The organism is Thermoplasmata archaeon, from assembly GCA_036395115.1.
Classification (GTDB): Archaea; Thermoplasmatota; Thermoplasmata; order RBG-16-68-12; family RBG-16-68-12; genus RBG-16-68-12.
Genome location: DASWDU010000044.1, coordinates 1 through 25,328, shown reverse-complemented (window position 1 = coordinate 25,328; position 25,328 = coordinate 1). Strand labels below are relative to the sequence as shown.

20 protein-coding genes are annotated in these 25,328 nt (G+C 67.7%); 11 read left to right on the top strand and 9 right to left on the bottom strand.

Going from position 1 to position 25,328, the window contains the following annotated elements; genetic code table 11:
* Positions 1-83 precede the first annotated feature (83 nt).
* The gene (locus VF992_10680; GenBank protein ID HEX9341614.1) at positions 84-293 is read left to right on the top strand and encodes a hypothetical protein; all 210 of its coding nucleotides are present in this window, start codon (positions 84-86) and stop codon (positions 291-293) included.
* Positions 294-342: 49 nt separating this feature from the next.
* Here the strand turns inward: VF992_10680 and yjjX are convergent, their stop codons facing one another.
* The 4 genes from yjjX to VF992_10660 are packed head-to-tail and all read right to left on the bottom strand — an operon-like array spanning position 343 to position 4,530.
* Positions 343-1,317, bottom strand: a complete 975-nt coding sequence (gene yjjX, locus VF992_10675; GenBank protein HEX9341613.1) for an inosine/xanthosine triphosphatase — start codon at positions 1,315-1,317, stop codon at positions 343-345.
* A 35-nt stretch (positions 1,318-1,352) separates the two neighbouring features.
* A complete protein-coding gene (locus VF992_10670) occupies positions 1,353-2,396 on the bottom strand; it encodes a homoserine dehydrogenase (GenBank protein HEX9341612.1) in 1,044 nt (347 codons plus the stop codon).
* A gap of 1 nt (position 2,397) precedes the next feature.
* Positions 2,398-3,384 carry an ornithine cyclodeaminase family protein gene (locus tag VF992_10665; GenBank protein ID HEX9341611.1) on the bottom strand — a complete coding sequence of 329 codons (987 nt, stop codon included), beginning with the start codon at positions 3,382-3,384 and terminating at the stop codon, positions 2,398-2,400.
* A 12-nt stretch (positions 3,385-3,396) separates the two neighbouring features.
* Positions 3,397-4,530: an aminotransferase class I/II-fold pyridoxal phosphate-dependent enzyme gene (locus VF992_10660; protein HEX9341610.1), complete on the bottom strand. Its 1,134-nt coding sequence runs from the start codon at positions 4,528-4,530 to the stop codon at positions 3,397-3,399.
* A 267-nt stretch (positions 4,531-4,797) separates the two neighbouring features.
* On the opposite strand from VF992_10660, the gene VF992_10655 reads away from it, so the two are divergent.
* The 3 genes from VF992_10655 to VF992_10645 all read left to right on the top strand — a co-directional run bounded on the left by VF992_10655 (position 4,798) and on the right by VF992_10645 (position 10,867).
* Entirely contained in the window at positions 4,798-5,052 is a 255-nt protein-coding gene (locus VF992_10655) for a Gar1/Naf1 family protein (protein HEX9341609.1), read from the top strand.
* On the top strand, positions 5,012-5,947 hold the full coding sequence (locus tag VF992_10650; protein ID HEX9341608.1) for a transcription initiation factor IIB: 936 nt from the start codon (positions 5,012-5,014) through the stop codon (positions 5,945-5,947). The genes VF992_10655 and VF992_10650 overlap by 41 nt, the downstream gene beginning before the upstream one ends.
* A gap of 150 nt (positions 5,948-6,097) precedes the next feature.
* Complete coding sequence (locus VF992_10645; GenBank protein HEX9341607.1) at positions 6,098-10,867, top strand: Ig-like domain-containing protein; 4,770 nt, start codon at positions 6,098-6,100, stop codon at positions 10,865-10,867.
* A 29-nt stretch (positions 10,868-10,896) separates the two neighbouring features.
* Here VF992_10645 and VF992_10640 read toward each other — a convergent pair whose 3' ends face one another.
* Both VF992_10640 and VF992_10635 read right to left on the bottom strand, forming a co-directional pair.
* Positions 10,897-11,556 (bottom strand): hypothetical protein, encoded by a 660-nt coding sequence (locus tag VF992_10640; GenBank protein ID HEX9341606.1) that lies wholly within the window; start codon positions 11,554-11,556, stop codon positions 10,897-10,899.
* 17 nt (positions 11,557-11,573) lie between these two features.
* Entirely contained in the window at positions 11,574-12,485 is a 912-nt protein-coding gene (locus tag VF992_10635) for a PhzF family phenazine biosynthesis protein (GenBank protein ID HEX9341605.1), read from the bottom strand.
* 24 nt (positions 12,486-12,509) lie between these two features.
* Between VF992_10635 and VF992_10630 the strand changes: the two genes are divergently transcribed.
* From VF992_10630 to VF992_10615, 4 genes are all read left to right on the top strand, one after another.
* A complete protein-coding gene (locus tag VF992_10630) occupies positions 12,510-13,796 on the top strand; it encodes an aminotransferase class I/II-fold pyridoxal phosphate-dependent enzyme (protein ID HEX9341604.1) in 1,287 nt (428 codons plus the stop codon).
* Position 13,797: 1 nt separating this feature from the next.
* Positions 13,798-15,354, top strand: a complete 1,557-nt coding sequence (locus tag VF992_10625) for an amidohydrolase (protein HEX9341603.1) — start codon at positions 13,798-13,800, stop codon at positions 15,352-15,354.
* Between the two features lie 186 nt (positions 15,355-15,540).
* On the top strand, positions 15,541-15,993 hold the full coding sequence (locus tag VF992_10620) for a hypothetical protein (GenBank protein HEX9341602.1): 453 nt from the start codon (positions 15,541-15,543) through the stop codon (positions 15,991-15,993).
* A gap of 126 nt (positions 15,994-16,119) precedes the next feature.
* Positions 16,120-16,863 carry an HAD family hydrolase gene (locus tag VF992_10615; protein HEX9341601.1) on the top strand — a complete coding sequence of 248 codons (744 nt, stop codon included), beginning with the start codon at positions 16,120-16,122 and terminating at the stop codon, positions 16,861-16,863.
* A 75-nt stretch (positions 16,864-16,938) separates the two neighbouring features.
* On the opposite strand, the gene endA is transcribed toward VF992_10615, so the two are convergent.
* Complete coding sequence (gene endA / locus VF992_10610; GenBank protein HEX9341600.1) at positions 16,939-17,991, bottom strand: tRNA-intron lyase; 1,053 nt, start codon at positions 17,989-17,991, stop codon at positions 16,939-16,941.
* A 116-nt stretch (positions 17,992-18,107) separates the two neighbouring features.
* Here endA and VF992_10605 point away from each other — a divergent pair, with 116 nt between their 5' ends.
* Together VF992_10605 and VF992_10600 are read left to right on the top strand one after the other, a co-directional pair.
* A complete protein-coding gene (locus tag VF992_10605; protein HEX9341599.1) occupies positions 18,108-19,049 on the top strand; it encodes a transcriptional regulator in 942 nt (313 codons plus the stop codon).
* A complete protein-coding gene (locus tag VF992_10600; protein HEX9341598.1) occupies positions 19,049-19,660 on the top strand; it encodes a hypothetical protein in 612 nt (203 codons plus the stop codon). Before VF992_10605 ends, VF992_10600 begins: the two co-directional genes overlap by 1 nt.
* Here VF992_10600 and VF992_10595 read toward each other — a convergent pair.
* The gene (locus tag VF992_10595; GenBank protein HEX9341597.1) at positions 19,657-23,670 is read right to left on the bottom strand and encodes an FG-GAP-like repeat-containing protein; all 4,014 of its coding nucleotides are present in this window, start codon (positions 23,668-23,670) and stop codon (positions 19,657-19,659) included. The two genes, VF992_10600 and VF992_10595, sit on opposite strands and share 4 nt — an antisense overlap.
* 142 nt (positions 23,671-23,812) lie before the next feature.
* On the opposite strand from VF992_10595, the gene VF992_10590 reads away from it, so the two are divergent.
* Positions 23,813-24,904 (top strand): ATP-binding protein, encoded by a 1,092-nt coding sequence (locus VF992_10590; GenBank protein HEX9341596.1) that lies wholly within the window; start codon positions 23,813-23,815, stop codon positions 24,902-24,904.
* Here VF992_10590 and VF992_10585 read toward each other — a convergent pair.
* Positions 24,880-25,328: PAS domain-containing protein (locus VF992_10585; GenBank protein ID HEX9341595.1), on the bottom strand; the 449-nt coding region annotated here is incomplete at its 5' end. The two genes, VF992_10590 and VF992_10585, sit on opposite strands and share 25 nt — an antisense overlap.

Below are 25,328 nucleotides of genomic sequence, written 5' to 3'. Positions count from 1 at the left end.
GTCGCGCGGCCTAAAAGGCTTATGTGGTCGCGCCGCCCGGAGAGGCCGCGGAAGGCTCTTCCGAGACCCGGAGATTCCGGGCCATGCAGTGCTATTATTGCGAAAAGGAGGCGCGGGCCATTTGCCGATTCTGCGGCGCCGCGGTGTGCTCCGATCACACGAAGGCCGGTCGGTTCGTGAGCGGCTGGGCGTCCCACGGCGAGCTGAGCGGGACGCGAGCCGATTACGTGATCGTGAGCAATGCGATCTGGTGCGGCCACTGCTCCGTGCAACCCGTGTACGCGACTCGGTAAGGCGGACAGCCTGCGCCGTATGATAGGCATCCGGCACCGAAATGAGGATCTACGACCCGTACAGGTCCCGCCGAATGCGAGGGACCATCGCCATGAGGACCGCGGACTCCGTGAGCGCGTCGCGATCGAGCCGCCGATCCGTCAGGTGGCCGATCGCGCCCTGCTTCGAGCCGATCCCTCGGATCCCGGTCAGGTGCGCCATCGCCTCGCCGACCGTCAAGCCCTCCTTCACCCGGCGGACGACGGAAGGCGGATAGCCGAAGCCGGGACCGTGGCCGACCGTCACGCGACCGGCTCGGTCGACGATCGCGCAGTACTGGACGTCGAAGTAGTCCCCGACCATCGGCTCCCAGACGAGCCCCGCCTCGATTCCGACGCCGAAGTCGGCGGCGCCGAGCGCGGCCCGGGCGCGCGCGACCGCTCCGCGGATCGCCTCCGAACCGAACGGTTGCTCGGGCACTTCCGTCGGAACGCGGACGCGCGCGATGGCGGCCCGCCATCCCAGGGACTCGAAGGCGCGTCGGACCGCCCGGACCTTGACCGGGTTGTCGGTACCGACGCGGATGGCGAGCGGCTTCGTCCGAACGCCGTGCGAGTCGATCACGCCGGTGCGGATCCGGCGCGAGGCGATCGGGAGTCCGTCCTGGGCCAAGACCATCGGCACGCCGCGAATCTCCAGGGGACGGAGGGCTTTCCCGACCCGGGCCTCGTTCAGCGCCACGGCGACCTCGTGGCGCTCTGCCGACACGACGAGCACATCGAGGTCCGGCAGATCGTCCGCGGGGCCGTACGGATCGTCGATCCGCTCGACCTGCACCGGGCGCCATCGCCGGGCGCTCAGGAACCGCGTCAGGTTCCGTTCCCGCGCGCGGTACGGGTTGACGCGGTCCCGCGACTCGCGGGCGAACCGATCTGTCGTCAGGCCAATCAGCACGAGCGCCGGCCGCCCCTCGAAGGCGGCGCGGAGGAGCGCCTCGTGCCCATCGTGAAGGATGTCGAACGTCCCTCCGAGGACGACGCGCATCGACCGCGAATCCGGTGCGCGCGATATAAGCGTGCTCAAGGGGCGAGGCGGCCCTCGTGGATCGCGATCAGGTCGGCGTACAGCGCGTACGCGGTCTGCCGCAACCCCGGGTTCCTCTCGATGATCTGAAATTCCTTCAACATGTCCGTGCGTGCGAGCAGCGAGCTCGAGGTGCCGGTGACGGGGAAGAGCGGTTGGTCGGGGGCGAGCACCTCGATCGCGACCGCCGCCTTCACGCTTCGCCCTTCGCGCCATCCGCGGGCGACTTGCGCGAGCCGCCGCCCGTCGACGCGCGCCCCGCGGACGGCCGTCGCATCGACGGAGGAGACGCCCTGACGCGGGACGTCCTCCGGCCGGAGGGCTCCCCCCATGAGGACGTTCGCCAGGAGGCACGCCTTGACGGTCGCGTCCCAACCGTCGAGGTCCATGGCCGGGTCCGTCTCGAGCAATCCGATCGCCCGAGCGGCCGCGACGGCCTCGTCGTACGTCCGGCCCGCCTCGATCTCCGAGAGGACGAGGTTGCTCGTGCTGTTCAGGATCCCTTCGAACGACTCGATCCGCGCGCCGCGCATCGCCTCGAGGAACAGGCTGAACACCGGGGCGCCGTCCATCACGGTCCCTTCGAACCGGAAGCCGAGCCGCTTCGTCCGCGCGAGCTCGGCGAGCCGGCGGTAATGGTACACGACGGGACCTTTGTTCGCCGTGATGACATGCTTCCCGCTGGCGAGGGCCGCGAGGAGATGGTCCAAGGCGACCTGCGCCGAGGCGATCCGGAGCGACGTGACCTCGATCATGACGTCGGCGCGGATGCGGCGGACGGCATCGACGGAGGCGTCCCGCACCGGACGTCCGCACGCCTCGATCGAACCGCCCGCCTCCGCGGCCCGGACCGCTCTGCGGAGATCGATACCGCTCGCGCGCTCGACGCTCCCGTGGCGGGCCGTCAGGATGCCGACGACCACCGGATCGAGGCCGTGCTCCCGCGCGAGCTGCCCGCGCCGTTCGAGGATGAGGCGCGCGAACTCCCGCCCGACGTTCCCGAATCCCACGAGGAGGATGCGACGCCGCGCGCGGACCACCTCAAACGTCCAGGACCTTCCCCATCCCGCGACGGAGTGCGGCGTCCACGACGACGTTCGCCACGGCGGCGTCCTGGACGCCTACGCCCGTCAGATCGGCGACCGTGATCTCGTCGTCCCGCTCGCGGCCCGGTTTCATGCCGGCGACGATCTCGCCGAGCTCCCCATGAACGTCCTCGCGGCGCATTGCACCGGCCTGGATCGCGTGGTGGATCTCGCCGAGCCGCGCGCATTGATCGATGCGGTCCGCGACGACCTTGTCCGCCTTCCGAAGGACGCCGACGTCGAGCTCCTGCTTCTGCGGGCCGTCCGAGCCGACCGCCGTGATGTGCGTCCCGGGGAGGACCCAATCCGCGCGCACGAGCGGCTCTCTCGACGCCGTCACCGTGACGACGACGTCGGACCCGCGGACGGCTTGCTCGACGGTCTTGGCGGGGAGGACGGTGACGCCGTGACGGTCCGCCATCTCCCTCGCGTAGGCCGTCGCCTTCGCCTCGGACCGGCCGTAGGCAATGATGCGCTCCGGCGTCCGGACGCGGAGGAGCGCCACGACCTGATGCCTCGCCTGCGCCCCCACCCCGACGACCCCGACGCGCTCGACGTCCCGCTTGGCGAGCAGGTCCGCGGCGAGGGCGCCCGCGGCGCCCGTGCGGACCTCCGTCAGGTAGCCGTTGTCGAAGAGCACCGCCCGCGGGAACCCGGTCGTCGCGTCGAAGACGAGGACCATGCCGCCCCCGACCGGCATCCCGCGGCTCGGGTTGTCGTACGATCCGGACGCGACCTTCACGGAGAAGTACGGAGAGCCGAGGAGGTGCGCGCCTTTCACGTGCGCCTCCACCCGCGAGGACGGGACGTCGAGGTTGATCACGTCGGGGAGGATCGCCTCGCCGCGCGCGAGGGCCGCAAAGGCGTCGCGCACTGCCGCGAACGCCTCGTCGGGCCCGACGATCGACCGGATATCTGGCTCGAAGAGGAGGAGGACCTCCACCTAGACCTCCACCTATCGCGTCCCCCGGCCCGCCTTCAGCTCGCGCAGGAGCTCATCGATCCGTCGGAGCCCGCCGATCACGTACGACGTCGCCTCGCCCATCCCGATCCGGATGTAGCCGTCCATGCCGAAGTGATCGCCCGGCACGATCAACGTCGACTTCTCCTTCAGGAGCCGCGCCGCGAGGTCCGACGAGTTGATGTCGAGCGCGTACCGCAGGTAGCAGATCGCGCCCGCGGCGGGCGGGACGTGGGAGAAGAGCGGACCGTGCTCCTCGATCCAGTCGCGCAGGATCGCGTAGTTCCGTTGCAGGATCGTGCGCGTGCGGCCGAGGATCGCCTCGCGGCGCGGCGGCGCCAAGGCGATTTGCGCGAGCCGGTCGGAGAGGTACGTCGGCGCGAGCGTGGTGTAGTCGTGGTAGCCCCAGAGGGTCGCGATCGTGTCCGGCGGCCCGACGAGCCACCCGATCCGCAGGCCCGGCAGGCCGTACGCCTTGCTCAGGCCGTTCGTGATGAGCGTCTTCTCGTACCCGCCCCAGAGGCTCGCCGTCCGCGGCCCTTCCCGTTCCGCGCCCAGGTACACTTCGTCGGAGAGGAGCCACGCGTCCGCATCGCGCGCGGCATCGAGGACGGCCTTGCGCGGCTCGGAGGCCATGATCGCCCCCGTCGGGTTGTTCGGGTTGCAGACCGCGATCGCCTTCGTCTTGCGCGTCACGAGGGCCGCCAGGTCGTCCGGGTCGAACTGCCAGCTCCGGTCCTCGCGGAGGCGGAGCGGCCGCACCGTCCCGCGGAAATTCTGGACGAGGCCCCAGATCTCCATGTAGTTCGGGAGCATGACGAGGACCTCGTCGCCCGGCTCGACGAGGTGCCAGGTCGCGAGGAAGTTCGCCTCGGACGATCCGTTCGTCACGAGGACGTGGTCCGGCGTCGCGTCGCCGTACATCCCCGCGATCGTCGCCCGGAGTTCCGGCGTCCCGTTCCCCTGCGAATACGCGAGCGGATGATCGAGGAACCGCTCCGTCGCGGCCGGGTCCCCCAGGAGCTCCCGCAGCGGAATCGGCTGGACGCCGCTTTCCGAGAGGTTGAACTCGACGCGGTTCTCCCAGGTCGACTGCCACCGCTCCATCTCGAACGGGACGATCTTCATCGCGCCCGCGGCTATCGGAGAAACGCGGTTAAATGTTCGCGGAGCGTGCGGTAGGCACCGTCCCCCGCACAGGACGAGCGGCCGTTGAGGCGGGTCGGACGTTCAACCTGGTTTGAGGTTACCAGGCCGGATCGGCCTGCCGGGCACGTCGGACGCCCGAAACAGGCCGGTTGCACACGACTGCCCCTACAAAAGTATTCCGCTGTCCTTAAATAGGACCTGCGCTCTCCCTCCAGATGGACGAGAGGGGGCATGCGGAGGCTCGGCGTGGTCGAGAACATCGCCCACGACGGAACCTTGCTCATCCGCTCGAACTTCGCCCCCTCGCGAGGCGCCGACGTGTTGGACAAGCGGAACCGGGCCTTGGGCCGCGTGGTCAAGGTCTTCGGCCCGGTGCGGGAGCCCTTCACCGCCGTGCGGCCCGCCGGCGCGGTCTCGCTGTCCCTGATTGGAGCCGACGTATTCGTTCCGGAGGGAGATCATGCCGACAAAGAAGATCGAAGAGGCCGAAGAAGTCACTAGATGCCCAGAGTGCAACTCGGGTCACCTGTCGTTCGACTACGAGCGAGGCGAGCTCATCTGCGAACAGTGCGGCCTCGTGCTGACCGACCAGATGATCGACCAGGGGCCCGAATGGAGGGCGTTCGACGTCGAGCAAGGCGAGAAGCGCGCCCGGACCGGCGCGCCGATGACGTACACGATCCACGACAAAGGCCTCTCGACGACGATCGGCTGGAAGAACAAGGACTCGTACGGCAAGTCGATCCCGACGAGGAACCGCGCGCAGCTGTACCGGCTGAGGAAGTGGCAGCGGCGGATCCGCGTGAGCAACGCGACGGAGCGGAACCTCGCGTTCGCCCTCTCCGAGCTCGATCGGATGGCGAGCGGGATGGGCCTCCCGCGGAACGTCCGCGAGACGGCGGCCATGGTGTACCGCAAGGCCGTGAACAAGAACCTCATCCGCGGGCGGTCGATCGAGGGCGTCGTCGCGGCGTCGCTGTACGCCGCGTGCCGGCAATGCAACGTCCCGCGCACCCTCGACGAGATCGCGAACTCGTCCCGCGTCGGCCGCAAGGAGATCGGCCGCACGTACCGCTTCATGACGCGCGAGCTCAAGCTGAAGCTCATGCCGACGAAACCCCAGGACTACGTGTCCCGGTTCTGCTCGGAGCTCAAGCTCACCGGCGAGGTGCAGTCGAAGGCGGTCGAGATCCTCAAGGACGCCCAGGACAAGGAGCTCACGTCGGGTCGCGGGCCGACCGGCGTCGCGGCCGCGGCGATCTACATCTCCTCGATCCTCTGCAACGAGCGGCGCACGCAACGGGAAGTCGCCGACGTCGCGGGCGTGACGGAAGTCACGATCCGCAACCGCTACAAAGAGCTCACCGAGAAGCTCGGCATCAAGGTCGAGCTGTAGCTCTCAATCGGCCTATTGACGACCGCAAGCGGTCCCGATGCCGCGGGAATCGCTTCCGACCGCCAACCGCCGCCCGCTTCGTTTCATTCGGCCGGCCCGGTGGGTTTATACGGTGAGAACCCCGTGGGGCGCTGCCGGCGGGAGCAAATCGTGGGGGGAGAGCTCGCCCCGAGCGGGCGCACATTGAGATCGATCGTCCTGACGGCCACCCTACTCGCGTCCGCTCTTGTCGTGGCAACGCGCATGCCGACTGCTGCGGGGAATGAGGGAGGCCCCCTTGATTGCGGTTACCGGTGGACGGATACCTACGAGCCGCCCCCGAAAGTCGACTTCAGTTGGATTGACATCACTTCAAACGGAACCTACATTCAGGATTCCGATTGGGCGAATAGCAATTCGGATGACAGCTATGCAGGCCCTTACAGCCTCGGGTTTGACGTCTCCTATTTCGGGAACGTCTACTCCCAAGTCTACGTCGACACGAACGGGTACGTCAGCTTCGCGCAAGGGTACTGGGACATCCCATATCAAGGAATGCAGATCCCTTCGGCCGACACGCCGAACAACTTCCTCATGGCGTTCGGGGCGGACTTGTATCCAGGAATTGTGGACTCTCCCAATGGCGTGTATTACGAGTTCCTCCCCGCTACCAACCAGTTCGCGGTGGAATGGTACAATGTACCGCATTATGGCGACAGTGATTCGCTCACCTTTGAAATCCTCGTGAACCAAACGGGCGAGATTTGGTTCCAATACGAGTCGGTGAGTGGATGGATCGGCGCGGTCGGGGTCGAAAACGCCGATGGCTCTCTTGGGACGGCCTACTCCACCTCGAACGTGACGGGCGGAGTTGCCGTCCGATTCGTGGGCCCATCTTCGACGCCGGGTCCGGTGTCCGTCGATCTCTCTCCTTGCAGTGAGACGGTGCGATCGACGCCCGGGGAGCAAGTCGACGCAACCCTGACCGTGACGAATACGGGCACCTCGGGCAATGATACATTCGACATGGAATACTCTTCACCGTCGGGCTGGACGGCCTCCTTCTACCGAGCGGACGGTGTCGACCCGCTCCCGGACACGAACAACAACTCAATCCCGGATACGGGCGCCCTCGAGCCGAACGGGGGTTTCGTCGACGTCATCCTTCGAGTCAACGTCTCGTCGAACGCGTCGGGGCGGGAAGCGATCTCGGTGACCGCCACGTCGACAGCGGATCCGTCCGTCTCGGATTCCGGGGAGGTCGATGTGATAATCGGGCCCGCGGCGTTCGATCCGCCGCATTTCGACTACGGCTGGGATACGGACGGCGATGGTCAGTACGATTACCTCACGGTCGAAATCAACGTCACCGTGACGGAAGGGAATTACTACGAACTGAACGCGGAACTGTACAGCGAGTCACGCAACCTCGACCTCTGGAACGGCGTCTACACGTACTTGGGCGCTGGCCCGAACACCGTCACGTTGTCCTTCCTCGGCTTGCAAATCAATGCGTCTGGCGAGGACGGGCCGTACCTCGTTGGTCTCTGGCTCTACGAGGGGTACTATCCCTACGAGTTCCTCGATACGGACACGCACACCACGGCGGCGTACAGCCACCTCGATTTCGAGACGCCCCCGGCGCACCTGTCGCCGCCCCATCAGGACTCCGGACTCGATACGGACGGAGACGGGCAGTTCGACTACCTCGAGGTCGACGTAAACGTCTCCGTGTACGTAGCCGGCACCTTCGCCGTGGACGGATACCTTCACGATCCGACCTACCAACTGAGCGATTCCGCCCTCACTGCGGTATACCTGGACGTGGGGAACCAGACGGTACGCCTCCTCTTCCGGGGAATCATCATCAACGTGAGCGGTGTCGACGGGCCGTACAGCGTCGACCTCTCGCTCTACGACTGGTCGAGGGGCTTGTACCTCGGGTCGAGCAACCATACGACCGCGGCGTACAACCATCTCGATTTCGAGTCGCCCCCGATCGTCCCGTCCCCGCCGCACGACGACGTGGGCCTCGACCTCGACGAGGATGGCCTCTTCGACTTCCTCGCCGTGGACATGAACGTCACGGTGAACGGTCCCGGTTACTTCATGGTGCAGGCGTGGGTCCACGACGCCAATGCGTCCTTCTCATCGTACGACGACAATGTCACGTACCTCGATCCCGGCGCGCACTCGATCCGCCTGTTCTACGACGGATCGGTGTTCAATCAGAGCGGAATCGATGGGCCCTATTTCGTCGACTTCAGCCTTTACTACTGGGACAACGCGTCGGGATGGGTGTATCTGACGAGCGACAACCACACGACGGCGGCGTACGACCATGGGGACTTCAACGGGCCCGGGCCCCGAGCGTACTTCCGCCCGCCCCATGCGGACGCCGGACGCGATACTGACGGAGACGGGGACTACAACGTCCTCGAGGTCCGCACGACAGTCGCGGTGCGACAGAGCGGCTATTACTACGTATCGGGGTACCTCCACAACGCGGACTACTCCTTCTCCCTGTGGGCGGAAAACGCGACCTCCCTGAACCCAGGTCTCGGCCAAATCGGCCTCCCCTTTGACGGGCAATCGATCAACGCGTCCGGCGTCGACGGCCCGTACACGGTCGACCTCACCCTGTACTATTACGACCCGTACTACGGGTGGGTGTACCTCGACAGCGGGACCCACACGACGGCCGCGTACCTCCACACGGACTTTGACGGACCGCCCGCATACTTCGTCGGGCCGCATCGCGACTTCGGACTCGATACGGATGCGGACGGTCGGTACAACTATCTCGTCATCGACGCGAACGTGACGACCGAATACAACGGGAGCTTCGTCGTCATCGCCTACGTCTACTCGAACTACACGAACGGCTCGGCGAACCTCTCCCTCTACGCCGAGAACTACACCTGGCTCAACGCGGGCACCCAGTCCGTCCGCTTCCAGTTCGACGGCGCGATCATCAACGCCACGGGGATCGACGGCCCGTACCATGTCGCCCTCTATCTGTACGACGGCTATTCGTGGCGGTTCTTGGACAACGACACGTTCGACACGGCCGCGTACGCGCATACCGACTTCGAGGAAATGCCCTCGATCCAGTCCGTCCAGACGCCGACGAGTCCTACGATCGACGGCGTGATCTCGTCCGGGGAATGGAACGACGCGGTCGCGGTCGACCTGTCGTCGATCTCCGGGAACCAACTGTCGGGGACGCTCCTGGTCAAAGACAACAACACGATGCTGTACGTGGCGTACGACGCGACGGGGGATCAGACCCAGGACTACTACGACTACGCGTCGATTGCGTTCGATACGGGAAACGACGGGAACTACACCGCCGGGCACGAGGATGTCTTCCTCCAGGGCGCCGGCAGCGCGACGAACCAGTGGCATTACGTGTGGGACTCGACCTATGGCTGGGTCGTGGAGGACTCGCCGTACGATCCGGACCTCCCGAACCACGCCGGCCTCGCGAGCGCGGCCGGGTTCGGATCGAGTCCGAGGAGCGGCACCCGCCACCGGATCTACGAGTTCGCCATCCCGATGGCGCTCCTCGGCGTGCGGCCCGGAGACTCGATCGGGTTCGACGGAGGCGGGCCCTTCAGCGCCGGCATCTTCGACTCGTACTGGTACCGGTACAGCTCGTGGCCGTGGGCGTACTCCGTGCCGCTCTACCTGTACGGCGATCTCGTGCTGAGCCGCGACACGACCGCGCCGTCCGTCGCGATCACGAGCCCCGGTTCCGGGAGCATCTTCGTCACGGACCGCGTCGATCTGGCGTGGACCGCATCCGACGTCGGTCTGGGGCTCTCTCGAATCGAAGTCTCCGTCGACGGCGGCGCGCCGGTGATCCTCGGCGCCGACGCGACGACCTACGCAGTGACGGGGCTGTCGGATGGCACCCATGCAGTCGCCGTCACCGCCTACGATGGTGCGGAGAATGCGCAATCCGCGAGCATTTCGGTCATCATCGATACGACGGCGCCGGTGGTTTCGGTCCTGACCCCCGCAAACGGCGCGAGCCTCGCGATGAACGACGTGACCGTGACGTGGTCCGCATCGGACGCGGCCTCCGGGGTATCGCAGATCGAGATCTCCCTCGACGGAGAACCACCGATCGTCCTTTCGCCCTCGGTGTCCACCTACGCGTTGCCGGCCCTTTCCCAGGGATCGCACCGGGTCTCGATCCGTGTCATCGATCGAGCGGGACTCACCCAAGTCGCCGCCGTCGCATTCACGATCGACACCGTGGCGCCATCCCTCGCCATCCAGTCGCCGTCCTCCGGCGCTCTCCTCGCGACGAGGAGCGTGACCGCCTCGTGGATCGCCTTGGATCTCGGCTCGGGCCTCGACCGAATCGAGGTCTCCCTCGATGGCGGTGCCGCCATCGTGCTGTCGGCGGGCGCGTCCGGATACACGTTCTCGGACCTCTCGGACGGGGCCCATACGATCCACGTCGTTGCGTTCGACCTCGCAGGCAACCGGGAGACGCGGGCCGTGGACGTCTCTGTGGACGCCACGCCTCCGAGTCTCGCGATCTCCTCGCCGGCGGCCGGGATCATCATCACGTCCTCGTCGGCGACAATCACGTGGACCGCATCCGACGCAACCTCCGGGTTGCAACGCCTCGAGTTGAGCCTCGATGGCGGGGCGCCGCTGAGCGTGTCCGTGACGGGTTCGACGTCGCACACGTTCTCCGGGCTTCGCGATGGCAGCCACGCCGTCATCTTGTCGGCGTTCGATCGCGCCGGGAACGTCGCGACCGCTTCGGTGACGTTCTCCGTCGACACGGGCGTTTTCAGCCCGAACGGACCGTACGGGCTGGCGCCGACGATCGGCGTGGCGGCTGCAATCGTCGCGGTCATCGGCGCGTTCGCGTTGGTCCGCGCCCGGTCCCGTCGTCGACCGCCCGCGGCCGAGCCCTGACCGGGGTGCCGCGCTCGATTCCGGATGCTTCAGATGTCCCGGGCCGCGGCGACGGACGCCGCGGACCACCCGACGGCGCCCGAGACCGCATACGCGATTTCGAAGGCCGGAATCGCGTACGGCAGCACGACGACGAACGCGATTGCGAATAGGACGGCGGCCGACCAGTAGGGCCACCCGGCGGTCGCCTCGCGGGGCCGGATCCTCAGCCCTGCCCGCACGATGAGGACCGAGGCGCCGAAGGCCATGAGCAGCTTCTCGCTCAGGCTCGCCACGACCGGTGGCTCGACGCCGGACGCAATCAACGCGACATGGTACGCGAGGAACGCGGCGAAGCCGAGGAATCCGAGGGCGACGACCCACCGAACCACGCCCCAGACCCTCGACGTCTCGAACCGATCCCGGATGCCCCGGTACAGGAGGTAGGGCGATCCGAGTCGGAGGCCCACCGTGATCCCGGCGATTGGTATGAAATTGACCGGATCCGACGTCGCCGCGACGACAAGGGCCAACGCGCCAATCGCCACGAGTGCGACCACGGCGATCAAGAGGCCCAGGGAACGGCGGCTCGCGGCGTACGTCCACGCGTGGTGCAACGCCGGCAGGAAGACGAGGAAGACCGCACCCAGGACGAGCATCCCCGAAAAGACGTAGACGAGTTGGACTTCGGCGGCGGAAACCACGATCATCCCTGCCTCGCGGCGGGTCAGGGCAGCCGGAGATTTCCGCGGATAATCGCGACGCATTGGCCGCCGACGCGGACGACCTTCGGCTTCCCGCCCTCCGTCTCTACGGTCACCTCGATCCGCGATGCATGGTGAATCTCAATCCCCTGTTCGATGACGAACGTCGGCGCGGGCAGCGTCCCGTTCGCCGCGAGGTACGCGCCGCACGCGCCCGCTGCGCTGCCCGTCGCTGGGTCCTCGATGCCGAGTTCCGGCACCAACCCCCGCGCGTGGACGTGGGCTCCGGGCGTCTCGGCCTCGAGGGCGAACACATAGCATACGATCTTCTCGCCGAACTTCGAGAGGATCTTCTGGAGCGCCCTCCGATCCGGATCCAGTTCCTTCACGACCTCGAGGCTCCGGAAGGGCACTTGCAACGATGGGATCCCCGTGGCCGCGACCTGCGGGACGAGCCCCTTCGGCCCGATGTCTCGGCTGCGGACCTGGAGCGCCTTCGCGAGCGCCTCGACGTTCTTCACCTTCGGCCCGAGGACCGGTTCGCCTTGGGTCATGATGAATTTCTTCACCTGGCCGCCCTCGCAGAGCAGCTCGAGCGGCAGGACGCCGATTTGCAGTTCCTGGTGCACGACGGACGAACCCTCGGGATGCGGGACGATCCCTTCGAGGGCCGCGACGAACGCCGTGCCGATCGACGGGTGCCCGGCGAACGGGATCTCGCCGCCCGGGGTGAAGATGCGGTTGCGGTAATCGGCCGCGGGGTTCGTTGGCGGAAAGACGAACGTCGTCTCGGAGAGATTCATCTCCCGGGCGACCGCCGCCATCTCCGTCGGCCGTAGGCCCGTGGCCCGGGGGAACACCGCGAGCGGGTTTCCCGTGAGCGGAACGCCTGTGAAAACGTCGACCCACCAGAAGTCGAAGAAACGGTCCGACATCGCGCTCGGCCCCTCGGGGTGCGGATGGCTTTGCGCACCCTAAATTCTCGCCCGACAGGTTTTTGCGCCTCTCGACGTTCCGCGGACGAAGGAGACGACGCCATCGCCGCCATCGAGACGAAAGAGCGCGAGGACCTCGCGATCCGAGATCGCCGCGTCGCCGACCGCGTCCAGAAGTTCCCCGAGTCCGTCATCCGGGAGATGACCCGGATCGCGACGTTGCACGGTGCCGTGAACCTCGCCCAAGGCTACCCGGACTTCGAGCCGCCACCCGAGGTCACGGAGGCCGCGAAGCGCGCGCTCGACGGCGGCTACAACCAGTACTCGATCACGTGGGGGGCCCGCGAACTGCGCGACGCAATCGCGCGCCGGGCGAAGGCTTTCAACGGAATCGACGCGGACCCGGAGGCGAACCTCGTCGTAACGTGCGGCTCGACGGAGGCGATGATGGCCGCGATGCTCTCCCTGATCAACGAGGGCGACGAGGCGGTGATTTTCGAGCCGTTCTACGAGAACTACGGCCCCGACGCGATCGTGAGCGGTGCACGGCCCCGATACGTCCGGATGGCGTGGCCCGACTGGACCGTCGACGAGGAGGCGCTGAAGGCCGCCTTCACGGACCGCACGAAGGTCCTGATCCTGAACACGCCGAACAACCCGACGGGGAAGATCTTCACGCGCGACGAGCTGCGCGTCATCGCGGACCTGTGCGCGGAACACGACGTCGTCGCGGTGACGGACGAGATCTACGAGCACATCGTGTTCGAGGGCGCGAAGCACGTGTCCCTCGCGACCGTCGGCGACATGGCCGAGCGGACGATCACGATCAACGGACTCTCGAAGACGTACAGCGCGACGGGATGGCGGGTCGGGTGGGCGATCGCGCCGCGGACGCTCGCAAGTGCGATGCGCCGCACCCACGACTTCCTGACGGTCGGCGCGCCGCACCCGCTCCAGATCGCGACCGTCGCGGCGTTGAATCTCCCGGAGTCGTACTACCGCGAACTCGCGCGCGCGTACCAGGCGAAGCGGGACGCCTTCGTCCGCGGCCTCCAGGAAGTGGGCCTCGATTGCCGCCTCCCGGCCGGCGCGTACTACGTCATGGCGGATTTCTCCGCGTTCCCTTTCCCGGACGACTGGTCGTTCGCGATGTACCTCGTCGAGCGGCTCCGGGTCGCGGTCGTCCCGGGGAGCTCGTTCTACGGGAACCCGACGGACGGACAGCGGTTCGTCCGGTTCATGTTCTCGAAGAAGGACGAGACGCTCCGGGAGGCGGTCTCGCGGGTCCAAGGCCTGCGGGACGTGCGGTGACATGCCGGGCGACGCGGACGTCGTCCTGGTAGGCGGGAGGATTTTCACCGCGGCGCCGGAGCGGACGTGGGCGCACGCCCTAGCGGTCCGGGGAGAGCGGCTCGTCGCCGTGGGCACCGACGCCCAAGCCGAACGCTGGTCCGGCCGGCGCACGCGGCTCGTCGGCCTGCGCGGCCGCACCGTGGTCCCCGGATTCGTCGACGCGCACGCGCACATGGCGGAGTCGGCGGGGGAGCGCGGGTGGACGCGCCTCGACGGGGCTCGGGACCTCGCGGACGCCGTCGACCGGCTCCGTCGGGCGGCGGCCGCGACGCCGCGCGGCGGCTGGGTCATCGGGATCGACTGGGACGAGTCGAAGTGGCCGGAGCGGCGATACTTGGCGCGCGAGGACCTCGACCGGGCGTCGACCGATCACCGAGTCGTCGCGCGGCGGGTGGACTGCCACATGGGATCGCTGAACTCGCGGTCGCTCGAGGCGGCCGCGGACCTCGCCGGCACGCGGGGGTTCGAGGTCGACGGGTCCGGACGGCCGACCGGCATCCTGACGGAGGACGCGTTCGCGGCGTTCCACGCGCGGTTCGAGGCGGACGAAGCGGCGATCGAGCGGGGGCTGCCGTCGATGGCGCGGATGGCGCACCGGCTCGGCGTCACGTCGATCCACGACATCGTCGGCCCGGCGGAATGGCGGGCGTACCAGCGCGCGCGACGCGCGGGCCGGCTCCGCCTCCGCGTGTACGCGATGCCGCGCCACGCCCTCCTGGCGCCCCTGATCGAGGCGGGCCTCCGGACGGGATTCGGAGATCCGTGGTTGCGGCTCGGGGCGATCAAGATCTTCTCCGACGGCTCCCTGGGCGCGCACACCGCCGCACTCCGGGATCCGTACGCGGACCGCGCCGGCGAGAAAGGGATGCTCGTCCACGCGCCCTCGGAACTGCACGGCCTCCTGGAGCGAGCGCACCGGGCCGGATTCCAGACGGCCACGCACGCGATCGGCGACGCCGCGGTCCGCCTCGTCGTCGAGAGCCTCGAGGCGATCCAAGACGCGGGACCGCGGGACGACGCGCGCCATCGGATCGAACACTACGAGCTCCCGGACGAGGACGTCTTGCGGCACACGAAGGCCGCGGGCGTGATCGCCTCCTGCCAGCCGAATTTCGTGGGCCAGTGGAGCGCGCCCGGAGGGTTGTACGAGACGCGCCTCGGTCGCGCGCGCGTCGTCCGGAACAATCCCTATCGCCGGATCGTCCGCCGTCGGATCCCGCTCTGCTTCGGCTCCGACGGGATGCCGTACGGTCCCCTGTACGGCGTCCACTGGGCGGTCAACGGTCCGTTCCCGGACCAACGGATCTCCCCGGAAGAAGCGTTCCGGGCCTACACCGCGGGCGGCGCCTACGCCGGCCACGAAGGCGACGGCGCAGGCTCGCTCGTCCCCGGCGCCTCGGCGGACTTCGTCATCCTGGACGGCGACCCGTTCCGAAATCCGGAGACGATCGCCCGGTGCCGCGTCCGGGAGACGTGGCTCGGAGGGACGCGCGCCTTCGCCGCGACGAAATCGTGAGGCGTCCTACCGAGGCCTCCGTCTTTCGTCTTCGGATCGAACGACACGATGCGAAAGGTCGACGGATTCGGTCGGCCCATCCGCGCCGACAACGGCTCGAGGCTTATTTCCCGGTTTCCTGCGAGCAAGAGCATTATTACCCACCGTCCCATTCGCGAGCCGATCCCCGGATCGGGGGGAGGGAGAATGAAAATCGGCATCGGCATGATCCTAGGCATCGTGGGCGGGCTTGTGACGGCCATCGGTTCGTACTTGCCATGGGCCACCGTATCGGGCGGCAGCCTGACGAGCCCCGTCGTCTTCATGGGAGTCGGGGTGGGATGGGGAGGCGTCCTCGTGCTGGCGTTCGGCGTCTTGGGGCTCATCTGCGTCGCGATCCCGAGGAAGGCGACAGCCATCTTGGCGCTCGTGTGGGGGATCCTCGCGTTCGTCTTCGCGCTCCTCGTGATCGGCGTGCAGGCCTCGCTCGCGCAGCAGTACGGCGGTTCGGGCGTCGTGGTCACGACGGAGTACGGGGCGTGGGTGAGCCTCGCCTTCTCGGTCCTCCTCATCCTCGGATCCGCGATCGCCTACCGTGAGGCCAGGAAGGCCGCGTCTCCGCCGATGGCGCCCCCGATGTCGCCACCGCCTATGCAATGAGGACGTGCCGGGCTCCGTCGGTCCGTACGAGCCCCCGTCCACAATCGGCTCCGGCGAGCCTTTCCGGCCCTGCGTGCGGCGTCGCGGCACGAACCCTTAAGGCCTAGGGCCCTTCCCGCCCGATCCGTGGACGTGCTCCTGGACCTCTGGGGCGTCCTCCTCGATTCCGGGCGGATGGCCTCCGCCTACCGCGCCCGCACCGCGAGCCTCCTCGCCGCGCGGTACGGCGGCACTCGGGAGGACTGGAGCCGGGCGCACGACGTCGCGGGCGGATGGTACGCGGACCACATGGACCGTCCGGAAACGTGGGCGCGGGGGACGTGGCTCGAGGTCGTCGATTCGGCGGACGCGGAGCACCTCGTCCGCCTGTTCCGGGAGGCGGGCATCGCGCGGCCCCCGGATCCGCTCCTGACCGCTCGCTCCCTCGAGCGGGAAGCGATGTCCGGCATCGACGCGGCGTTCCCCGACGCCCGGCCCGCCGTGGCGCGCCTGAAGCGGAGCGGCCATCGGGCGTTCGTGGCCACGAACGCGACGGAATCCAACGCGCGCGGCGCCCTGGCGGGAGCCTCCCTCCTCGAATCCATGGACGGCGTATTCACGGGAGAACGACTCGCGACGGGCAAGGCCCGCGATGCGTACTGGCGGGCGGTGCGGACGATCGTCGGCGGGCGGCCCGTGCCCCCCGTCATCGTGGACGACCGGCTCGACTACCTGGAGGCGGCGTCCACCGTTGGGATCGTCGCGCTCCTCCTCGACCGGAAGGCGGCGCACCGCCCCGAGGCTATGCCCGCGTACGTCCAGGCCACGTTGCGGAACCTCGCGGGCCTCCCACACTGGGTCGAGCACCGTGCGGCTTCGACGCCCAACTGAGACGGGACGCACGGGATCGGGGCCCTGTGCGAACGTACCTCTACTTAGAGGTATACCGCCGGGCGGACCGCATCCTCACGGGCGGACGCGCTCGAGCTTCACGTAGCGCACGCCGTCCCCGACCTCACCGAAGAGGATCTGCTTCTTCACCCCATGGGCGAGCCGGACGGCGCGGCTGATCTCGGGCCACGCGCCTCGATGGCCCTTCGGGACGACGTGGACGAGGTACTTCGCGTGGTGCGTCTCCGGATCGCCCTCGTATGCGCGGAAGTGCGACCCGAACTTGAAGCCCGTCTTCGAGATCACCCCGCGATCGATCAGGTCCTCGTAGGCCCGGAGGCGCAACGAGAAGTCCGGCTGCACCGCCGCCGCTTCCTTGACGAGGCGCGCCAGGCGGATCGGCCGATCCGTCGTCCCGTTCCGCACCTCGACGAAGCCGGCCTTCGCCAGGTACGCGGTCTCGAGGAGGCTCAGCTGAAGCCGACGTCCGATCACCTTGCCGAAGAAGCCTGCCGCGTGCAAGGCCCTCGCCTCGTCCTCGTCGATCACGACCGCACGGTCTCCGAGGAAGTGCGCGACGATGCGCCCATTCGGCCGCTCGACCGGCCGGTGCCCCTTCGGTTGCGCCTCCCGCACGCTGTAGTACGTCAGGTCGCTCTCCTCGTCGACGAGGCCGAGGAGGAGCGTCTTCCGGACGCCCGCCGCCTCCTCCGCGCGCTCGAGGAGCTCCGCGAGATCGAACACGGCGCGTTCGCTCACGGCCCGGACCCAGTAGCGGCTCGGCGTCTTCCGGGGCGCGCCGCCGCGCGGATACACCTGGAAGTCGACGGGACCGGTGCGCGCCTCGACGACGTACCCGCGCTGCCGCAGGTCCCGGTAGACGAGATACCGGATCTCGAACGAGTCGACCGCCGTGGTCGCCGCGCGGAACAGCTCCCGCGCGGGCACCGCCCGACCCTTTCTCCGGACCTCGAGGCGGTCCGCTTCGACGAGGTAGATCGCCTCGAGGAGGTCGAGGTCCAAGCCTCCGCCGGCGCGCGGCCGCCCGAAGAACCCGCGGTTGTGGAGGGCGCTGCCTTCGGCGGGATCCTCGACTACGACGCGGTCCCCGACCAACTCGCCCGCCATGCGAGACGGCGAACGGCCGGCGCGCGATAAAGGGTTCGGGGCGGAGGCCGGTCGGGGCGCAGCCGCCGCGACGGTTCCGCGGCGTTTATATAGAAGCATACACGATGAATGACGTGATGAAACGGGACCGGCTCCTGGAGGAGACGCGGGAGACGCTCGCGAAGACCGGCTTCTTCCTCTCCCGCCCGCACGGGGAACGTGGACTCTCGTTCGACCTCGTCGCCCGACGCGACGACACGCTCCTGATCGTCAAGGTGCTCCAGAACGTCGACGCGCTCGCCCGGGAGATGGCGCGCGAACTGAAGGTAATCGCTCGGACGCTCGAAGGATCGCCGCTCGTCGTCGGGGAGCGGACCGGGACGGGAGGGCTCGAGGACGGCGTCATCTACAACCGGTTCGGCGTGCCGATCCTGTCACGGCCCACGCTCCTGGACTTCCTCGAGGAAGGCGTGCCGCCCTTCCTGTACTCCGCTCCCGGCGGCCTGTACGTGCGGCTCGACGCCAGCGCGTTGCGCCGCCTCCGAGGGGACCGCCAGATCTCCCTCGGAACCCTCGCGGACATCGCGGGCGTCTCGCGCCGGACGATCCAGATGTACCTCGAGGGGATGTCCGCCACGATGGACGTCGCGCTCCGCCTGGAGGATTACCTCAACGAGCCGCTCGTCCTTCCGGTCGACCCGTTCCGGTTCTTCGACGAGCCGACGGGGTCGGGAGCCCCGCCGCCGCGGGCGGAGGGCTTCGAGCGAGAGCTGTTCCGGCGGCTCGAGCGACTCGGCTTCGCGGTCCTGCCGACGGTCAAGAGCCCGTTCGACGCGCTCTCGAGCCGCGAGGCGACGACCCTCCTGACGGGTGTCGCGGACGCGGATCTCGAACTCGACCGGAAGGCGGAGGTTGTGTCGAACATCAGCCGCGTGGTCGAGAAGGGCTCCGTGATGTTCGTCGTGCGCCGGTCCCTTCGCATGAGCATCCGCGGCGTGCCAGTCATCGCCCGCGAGGAGCTGCGCCGGATGCGCGACTCCGACGACATCGAGGAGATGATTTCCGAGAGGAAAGGCTGATGGAGGAGGTCCGCCTCGGGGCGACATCCGTCCGCATCCTCCCTGCGGTCCGCGGCCTGAGCTCGGAGGCCGTCGCGGTGCGCGACGCGATCGGGTCGATGCGCCCTTCCGCCGTCGGGCTGAGCATCGGGGCCGAGGAGCTCCAGACGCTCCGCCACTACGATGGCGGGCCGCTCGAACCGGACAACTTCGAGGAGGAGGTCTACGTCGCCGGCCTGTCGGCGTGGGAGCCGCCGATCAAGCCCCCGCCTTGCTTCTCCGAGGCGATCCGCGCGGCGGACGCCCTCCAGATCCGCGTAGAGGCGCTCGACATGGACGACGTCACGTACACGGAGAACTACGTGGACTGCGTATCGACGCTCGAGGTGGTCTTCCAAGGCCGGCTGGAGCGCAAGCTCCTGAAGAAGCGCTTCGAAGCGACGAACCCGCACGACTTCGTCCTCGAGTGGGATGCGGAGGTGAACGGCTCTCCCGGCTTCGCGCGCCTCCAGGCACGTCGGGAAGCGTTCATCGCCTCGCGGCTTCGCGAGATCGCTATCTCCGCGCCGTCCGTCCTCGCCGTGATCGAGGTGGAACGGGTCCGCGGCGTGCTGGCCGCGCTGGGTGGCTAGCGGCCGACGTACTGCGACTTGCTCGCGTCGCCGAGATCGATCGAGTAGACGTTCGCACCGAGCGATGCGATGTTGACCGGGGCCGTCCAACCGACCCCGTTGTTCGTGTTCGACCAGTACCAGACGTCGGTCGATGTGCCCACGACGACGTCGTCCGGTCCGTCCCCGTTCACGTCCCCGACCCCAAGCGCGGTGATCGCATTCGCGGGCGTGTACGCGGGGAGCGCGCTGATGATCACGCCACCCGTCGTCCCGAACCCGGTGAGGATCCGGACCGTCGTCCCGAAGGCGATCGCCACTTCGAGGCCCGCCTGCGTCGTCGAGAAGTTCCCCATCTTTAGGCCGACGATCGGGGACGGCGCGGTATAGAACGCGCCCGACGGTGTCTGGAGTCCGCCGGATCCGCCGAGGTACTTGAACACGTTGTTGTTCGCCGTCCCGATCATGAGATCGCCGAATCCGTCGCCGTTCCGGTCATCCGCATCGATCGCGTTCACGGTGCCGGCATCGCCCGGGTTCGAGAGGCTGACGCCCGTCGTCCCGGACGGCGTCGACGCGCGGACGTAGATCTGATCGGCGTAGAGCGTGTCGAGGTTCGTGTTCCCGACCGTGTGGTCCATGTCCAGGACCCGAATCCACACCTGTTTGCCGGCGACCGACGACGGGAGGATGAACGAGTACGTCTGGTCCGAGGTCGCATTGACCCAGAACACCGACGCGTACGTCCCGGTGGTCGGATCGTTGCCCACGACGTTGCTCGCGAACGCGACGGCGAAGTTGTCGCCTTCCGAGTTCGTGCTGTGCCGTCCCTCGAAGTTGAGCGTGAACGTGGTCCCGGGTCGGTTCGGAACTTGCGTGATGCGCCAGTACTGCTCGAGCTCGCTCGTCAGGCCGCCCGTGGAGGACCACGACAGCGCGACGTTGTCGAAGCCGCCCGTCGTCGTGGTGCCGCTGCCGGCATTCTGCGTGCGCACCGCGATCTTCAGGTAATACGTCCCGGGAGCGGGGACTTTCGCGCTCACGTCGATCGCGCTGACCGTCGCCCAGTTCGTCGTGCCCGTCTGGTCGGTCGAGGACCAGACCTGCTGGCCGAAGGTAGGCGCGCCGCTCGTCGGGTCGACGAACGCATAGAGGTCGACCTTACCGCCGCCCGTCGCTCCGAAGGCGACGACCTTCCAGTCGAGGCTGACCTGGGCCGTGAAGGGCGGCGAGCCGGTCGCCGTGAAGGGCTGGTAGAAGTACCCGGAGACGACTTGGTTGTTCACCCAGTTCGTCGAGATGGACGCGTATCCACCGGGGTTCCCGCCGCTCGAGGCCCACGTGCCGCTCGCGTAGGTGCCCGGGTCTTGCCAGTCGGCGTACGTCCAACCGCTCAGGTCGGACGTGAACGCCCCGTTCGTCGTGGCGCCCGACTGGACCGGTTCCGTGAACGTGTACTCGCGCACCTGTTCATAGCTGTCGTCCGAGACGAACGTGTTCAGGTAACTCCCCGAGGTGACGTTCCCTTTCTTCGCCACCTCGCCCTCCGCGAACCAGTCGTCCGTGATCCCGGCGTTCTGGAACTTCCCGAGCTTGTCCAAGTTCGGGTACCACGTGAGCCGACCGGACGCGCCGGCGACCGCGATGTCGTTCCCCCCATCGCCGTTGAAGTCGCCGATCGCGACGGAAGAGATCGATTGGGTACGGGAGTTGTCGACGGCGATCTTCGTCGCCGCCCCGCCTTGCCAGCTGCCGTCGTTCTTGTAGTACCACACGGCCCCGTTCGAGGCGCCGCAGACGACCTCCGGAGCGCCGTCTCCCGTCAGGTCGCCGACGGCGAGCGCGTTGCAGAAGATGCTGGCGAGGTTCTCCAGGACGAAGCGGGTGAAGACGACGTTGCCCTGGGAATCCAGGTCCCGGCGGTGCAGGACGACTTGTCCGTTGCCATTGTCGACGAAGATGCTGCTCACGGTGTCCAGGTCCCCGTCGCGGTCGAAGTCGATGTAGACGATCGAGATCGTGTGATACGACGACTTGCAGGTGCCGGAGAGGCCGCAGTACTCGATCCGGTCGACGCGCCACCGGTCCAGGCCGTTCAGGTTCTCGTAGTAGTACGAGTAGTCCTTCGTCCCCCATGCGTTGTTCGTCGCCGGATCCGTGCCCGAGACCACGTCGAGCTTGTACAACGGCGCGACGACGACGAGCTGGGTCGCGACGTTCGCGTACGATTCGTCCGTGTCGCGGATGCTCGAGATCGTGAGGGCGTAGTTCTGGGTGCCTTCGATCCACGGATCCTGACTCGCGCGGGTGAAGTTGATCGCGAACCGGTAGACCCGCTGGACCCCGTTGATCGTCACGGCGGTGCCGGAGCACGGCGGACTCACCGGGCAAATCGGGATGTTCGTGTCGTGGCCGCTCACGGGCGCGCGCATCAGCTGCACGCCCCCGGCGTAGTCCTTGATGATGACGTTCCCGAAGACCACATTCGTGATCGTCGCATCCGTGGTGAACATCTTCATCTGGACGTACGCGACGTCCGTCGAATTGAACCGCGTCGCGGGCTTCGTGAATCCCACGTCCTTGAAGGTCTCGACCTGCGGGAAGTCACGCAGGTATCCGTCCTCGTCCGTGATCTGGATCGAGTCCGTCGTGTTGAAGCGGACCGCGCTCGACGAGAACAGGAGGATGTCGAGCGTGTACTTCGCGAAGAAGTACTGGGGCGGGTGGGCCGGGACCTTGTAGTAGTTCGTGCCGACGAGCGGGTCGCTCGGCGCGTTCAGTTTGAACCGGAACGTGTAGATGTAGTACCCGTTGATGAATTCGAGGAACGTGAATCCCTGCGCCGACGACGGCGTGCTCGCGGAGGTCACGCCCTTGTTCGTCCCGTAGACGACGGGCTGCGAGGGGAATCCGCTGTACGGGTCGTAGAGGGTGAACCTGTCCGTATCGAAGGTGTTCTCGAGGTCCAGGCTGCCGACCACGACGATGACTTCCTCGGCGCCCCGGAACGTCCGGGTCTCCTTCGCCGTGTACTTGAACCGGTCCCACTCCGACGAGTTGAAGATGTTGTAGCCTTGCCGGCCGTTCCAGCGGAGATTCGCGGGACGGCCCGTGCCGTTGATGCCGCCTCCTCCGCCGCTCCCCGGCGGGCCCGCCGTGACGCCGAGGACGAAGCGGGATTGCGTCGCGTGTCCGGCCTTGTCCGTCGCGTTGAACAGGATGATCGTACCGGCCCAGTCGAGGCTCGGATACGGAGGCTTCATGCACGAGATGCCGCCGAGGGTGAAGACGCCGTCGCCCGAGACCTTGTCCGGGAAGAGGCCGTCGTCCCGCATCGCCTGCGGCCTGGAACAGGGGTCGGGCGTGCCGTACCACGCGGTAATCGTCGCGTACACCGACTTGGTGTTCAAGTCGTTGTCCGGATCCGCGACCTTCGCGAACAGGTAGAAGCCGAGTCCCGATTGGACGGGGTCGATCGCGTCGGTCGAGTAGAGGCCGTCCGCCCACTTCTCCACGAACACGGGCGGGCGCGTGCCGACGGAGGCGCTGACTTGCGACGTCCACAGGATGGCGCTTTTCTGGGTGTCGACGATCGTGACGGTGACGAGGTCCGTGGACCGGAGCGTGGTGTTCTTGTACGCCCACCGCTCGCCCACGTTCCACACGCTGTCCTTCCCGTCGACGAGGCCGTTCGGACTCCCGAGGAGTTTGTTGTAGAGGTGCAAGCGGATGATGTCCGTCTTCAGGGGATTCGCGCCGCGCTGCGACGTGACGTAGATGAGCGTCGGGAGGGGCTGGAGCGCCTCGCCGCCCTGGTGCGTGAGGGTGATGTTCACGCCAATCTCGATCCCGAGGTTGTACAGCGGCGCCTCCTCGGACCGGACGTCGAGGCGGGTCTGCGCGGCGGGGGTCGGGATGCTCGAGACCCAAATGATGATCACGGAAAACAGGACGACCGTCATCGCGAGGATGAGGATCGTGCCCATCACTTCGGAGACCCCGGACTTGTCGTCACGAAGGACCGTTTTCAAGGCGTGGCCTCCCGGTGGGCGGGGAGATTACATCGCACAGCCGAGCCGACGCTATATAAAGTGTTCGCGCTCGTTACCATCCATCGAAAGCGTGATTTTCAGGGGCCGCACACTTAAGTAAACGGGACCGCATCGGAACGCCGTGGAGCTCACCGCGGCGGAACGCGTCCTCCTCCACCTCCATGGATTCTGGAACGTCCCCGAGCCCGGACGGCACGCGACCCAGGCGGGCATCGCCGAGGGCGCCCGCGTCCTGCGGAGCCACGTCCCGCGGACGCTCCGGTCCCTGCACGACGAAGGGCTGATCGACTCGCGAGAGACGCGACTCCGCGGGCAGACGCGCAAGATCCGGGTGTACGCGCTCACGGAAGCGGGCGTGCGCCGCGCGCGGCAACTCCTGACGGATGTCGACGGCACGAGCGTCGAGGTCGACGGCCGTGCGACGACGCTCGGCGACGCGCGGAAGGCGTTCGGCCTGACGCCGCTCGCTGCCCTCGGCACCATCGACGCACGGGGCCGCCTGACCCCGAGCGTGACGGAGCTGGAGCGACCGTCGCTCCTCGGCCGGGACGAGGATCTCGCGGCCCTCCGCCGCTGGCTCACCGGGAGCGCGCCCGTGGCGGTCGTCTACGGCTCCCGGGGGATGGGAAAGACGGCGCTCGGATGGGCGTTCGGCGAGGCCGTGCCGAAATCCGTGTGGGTCGTCATCGAGGACGGCGCGCGGCTGGAGGATTTCGCGGAGTCCCTCTCGTCGGCCACGGGGACGCCGGTGGAAGCGCCGGACGATCCGGGGGACGTCGCACGGGCCCTCGGCCGCCCCTTCGCTGGCGGGACGAAGCTCCTCATCGTCGACGGGTACGGCGACGTGGCGGAGCCGATCGTTGAGGCGTTCGTCGGCTTCCTGAACGGGGCGGCCGGGACGAAGGCGAAGGTGCTCCTGCTCGCTCAAGAATCGACGCCCGCGTACTGCCGATTCTATGCGAAGAAGGACGTCGACCGAGGGACGGTGGTGGAGCGCCACCTCCGCGGCCTCGATCCCGAGGACTGCCGCGCGATCCTCGGGAATCCAGCAATCGAGGACGAAGCGTTGCGGCGGGTCTTCCTCCTGACGAAAGGATGCCCGCTCTTCCTCCGGGCGATCCGCGAAGGCGACGAGGCGACGTTGCGGGCGAACAGCCGCTTCACGACGGCGGAGATCCGCCTGCTGCTCTATTCGGGCGGGTCCGCGGCCTGAAGCGGCCCGAGCTGATCGATCGAGTCCATCATCCGTTCCGAATAGCCCTTCGTCCCTGCCTTCTTGCGGAGCGCGAACAGGATCTGGATCAACTCGCCGTCGTCCCCGCGCACCGCGATCGCCTGCGCGTTGCATTGGACCGTGACGCCATCATGAGCCCGGAGCCGGAGATCCTTCGGCGCCAGGGCGGGACGGCTCTTCTCCCTCGTCCAGGCGACGCTCGCCTCGGCCTCGGAGATGTCGAAGACATCGTGCATCCGACGACCGCGGACCTCGGACGATTGCCAACCGAGGAGCGCCTCTGCGCCGCCGTCCAGGTACAGGACGCGGAGGTCGCGGTCTACGACGACCAGGCCGTCCGCAAGCGCGGCCACGAGCGCCTCGAGCCGGCGTCGCTCGAGGTCGAGCTGGACCGCGAGTTTCG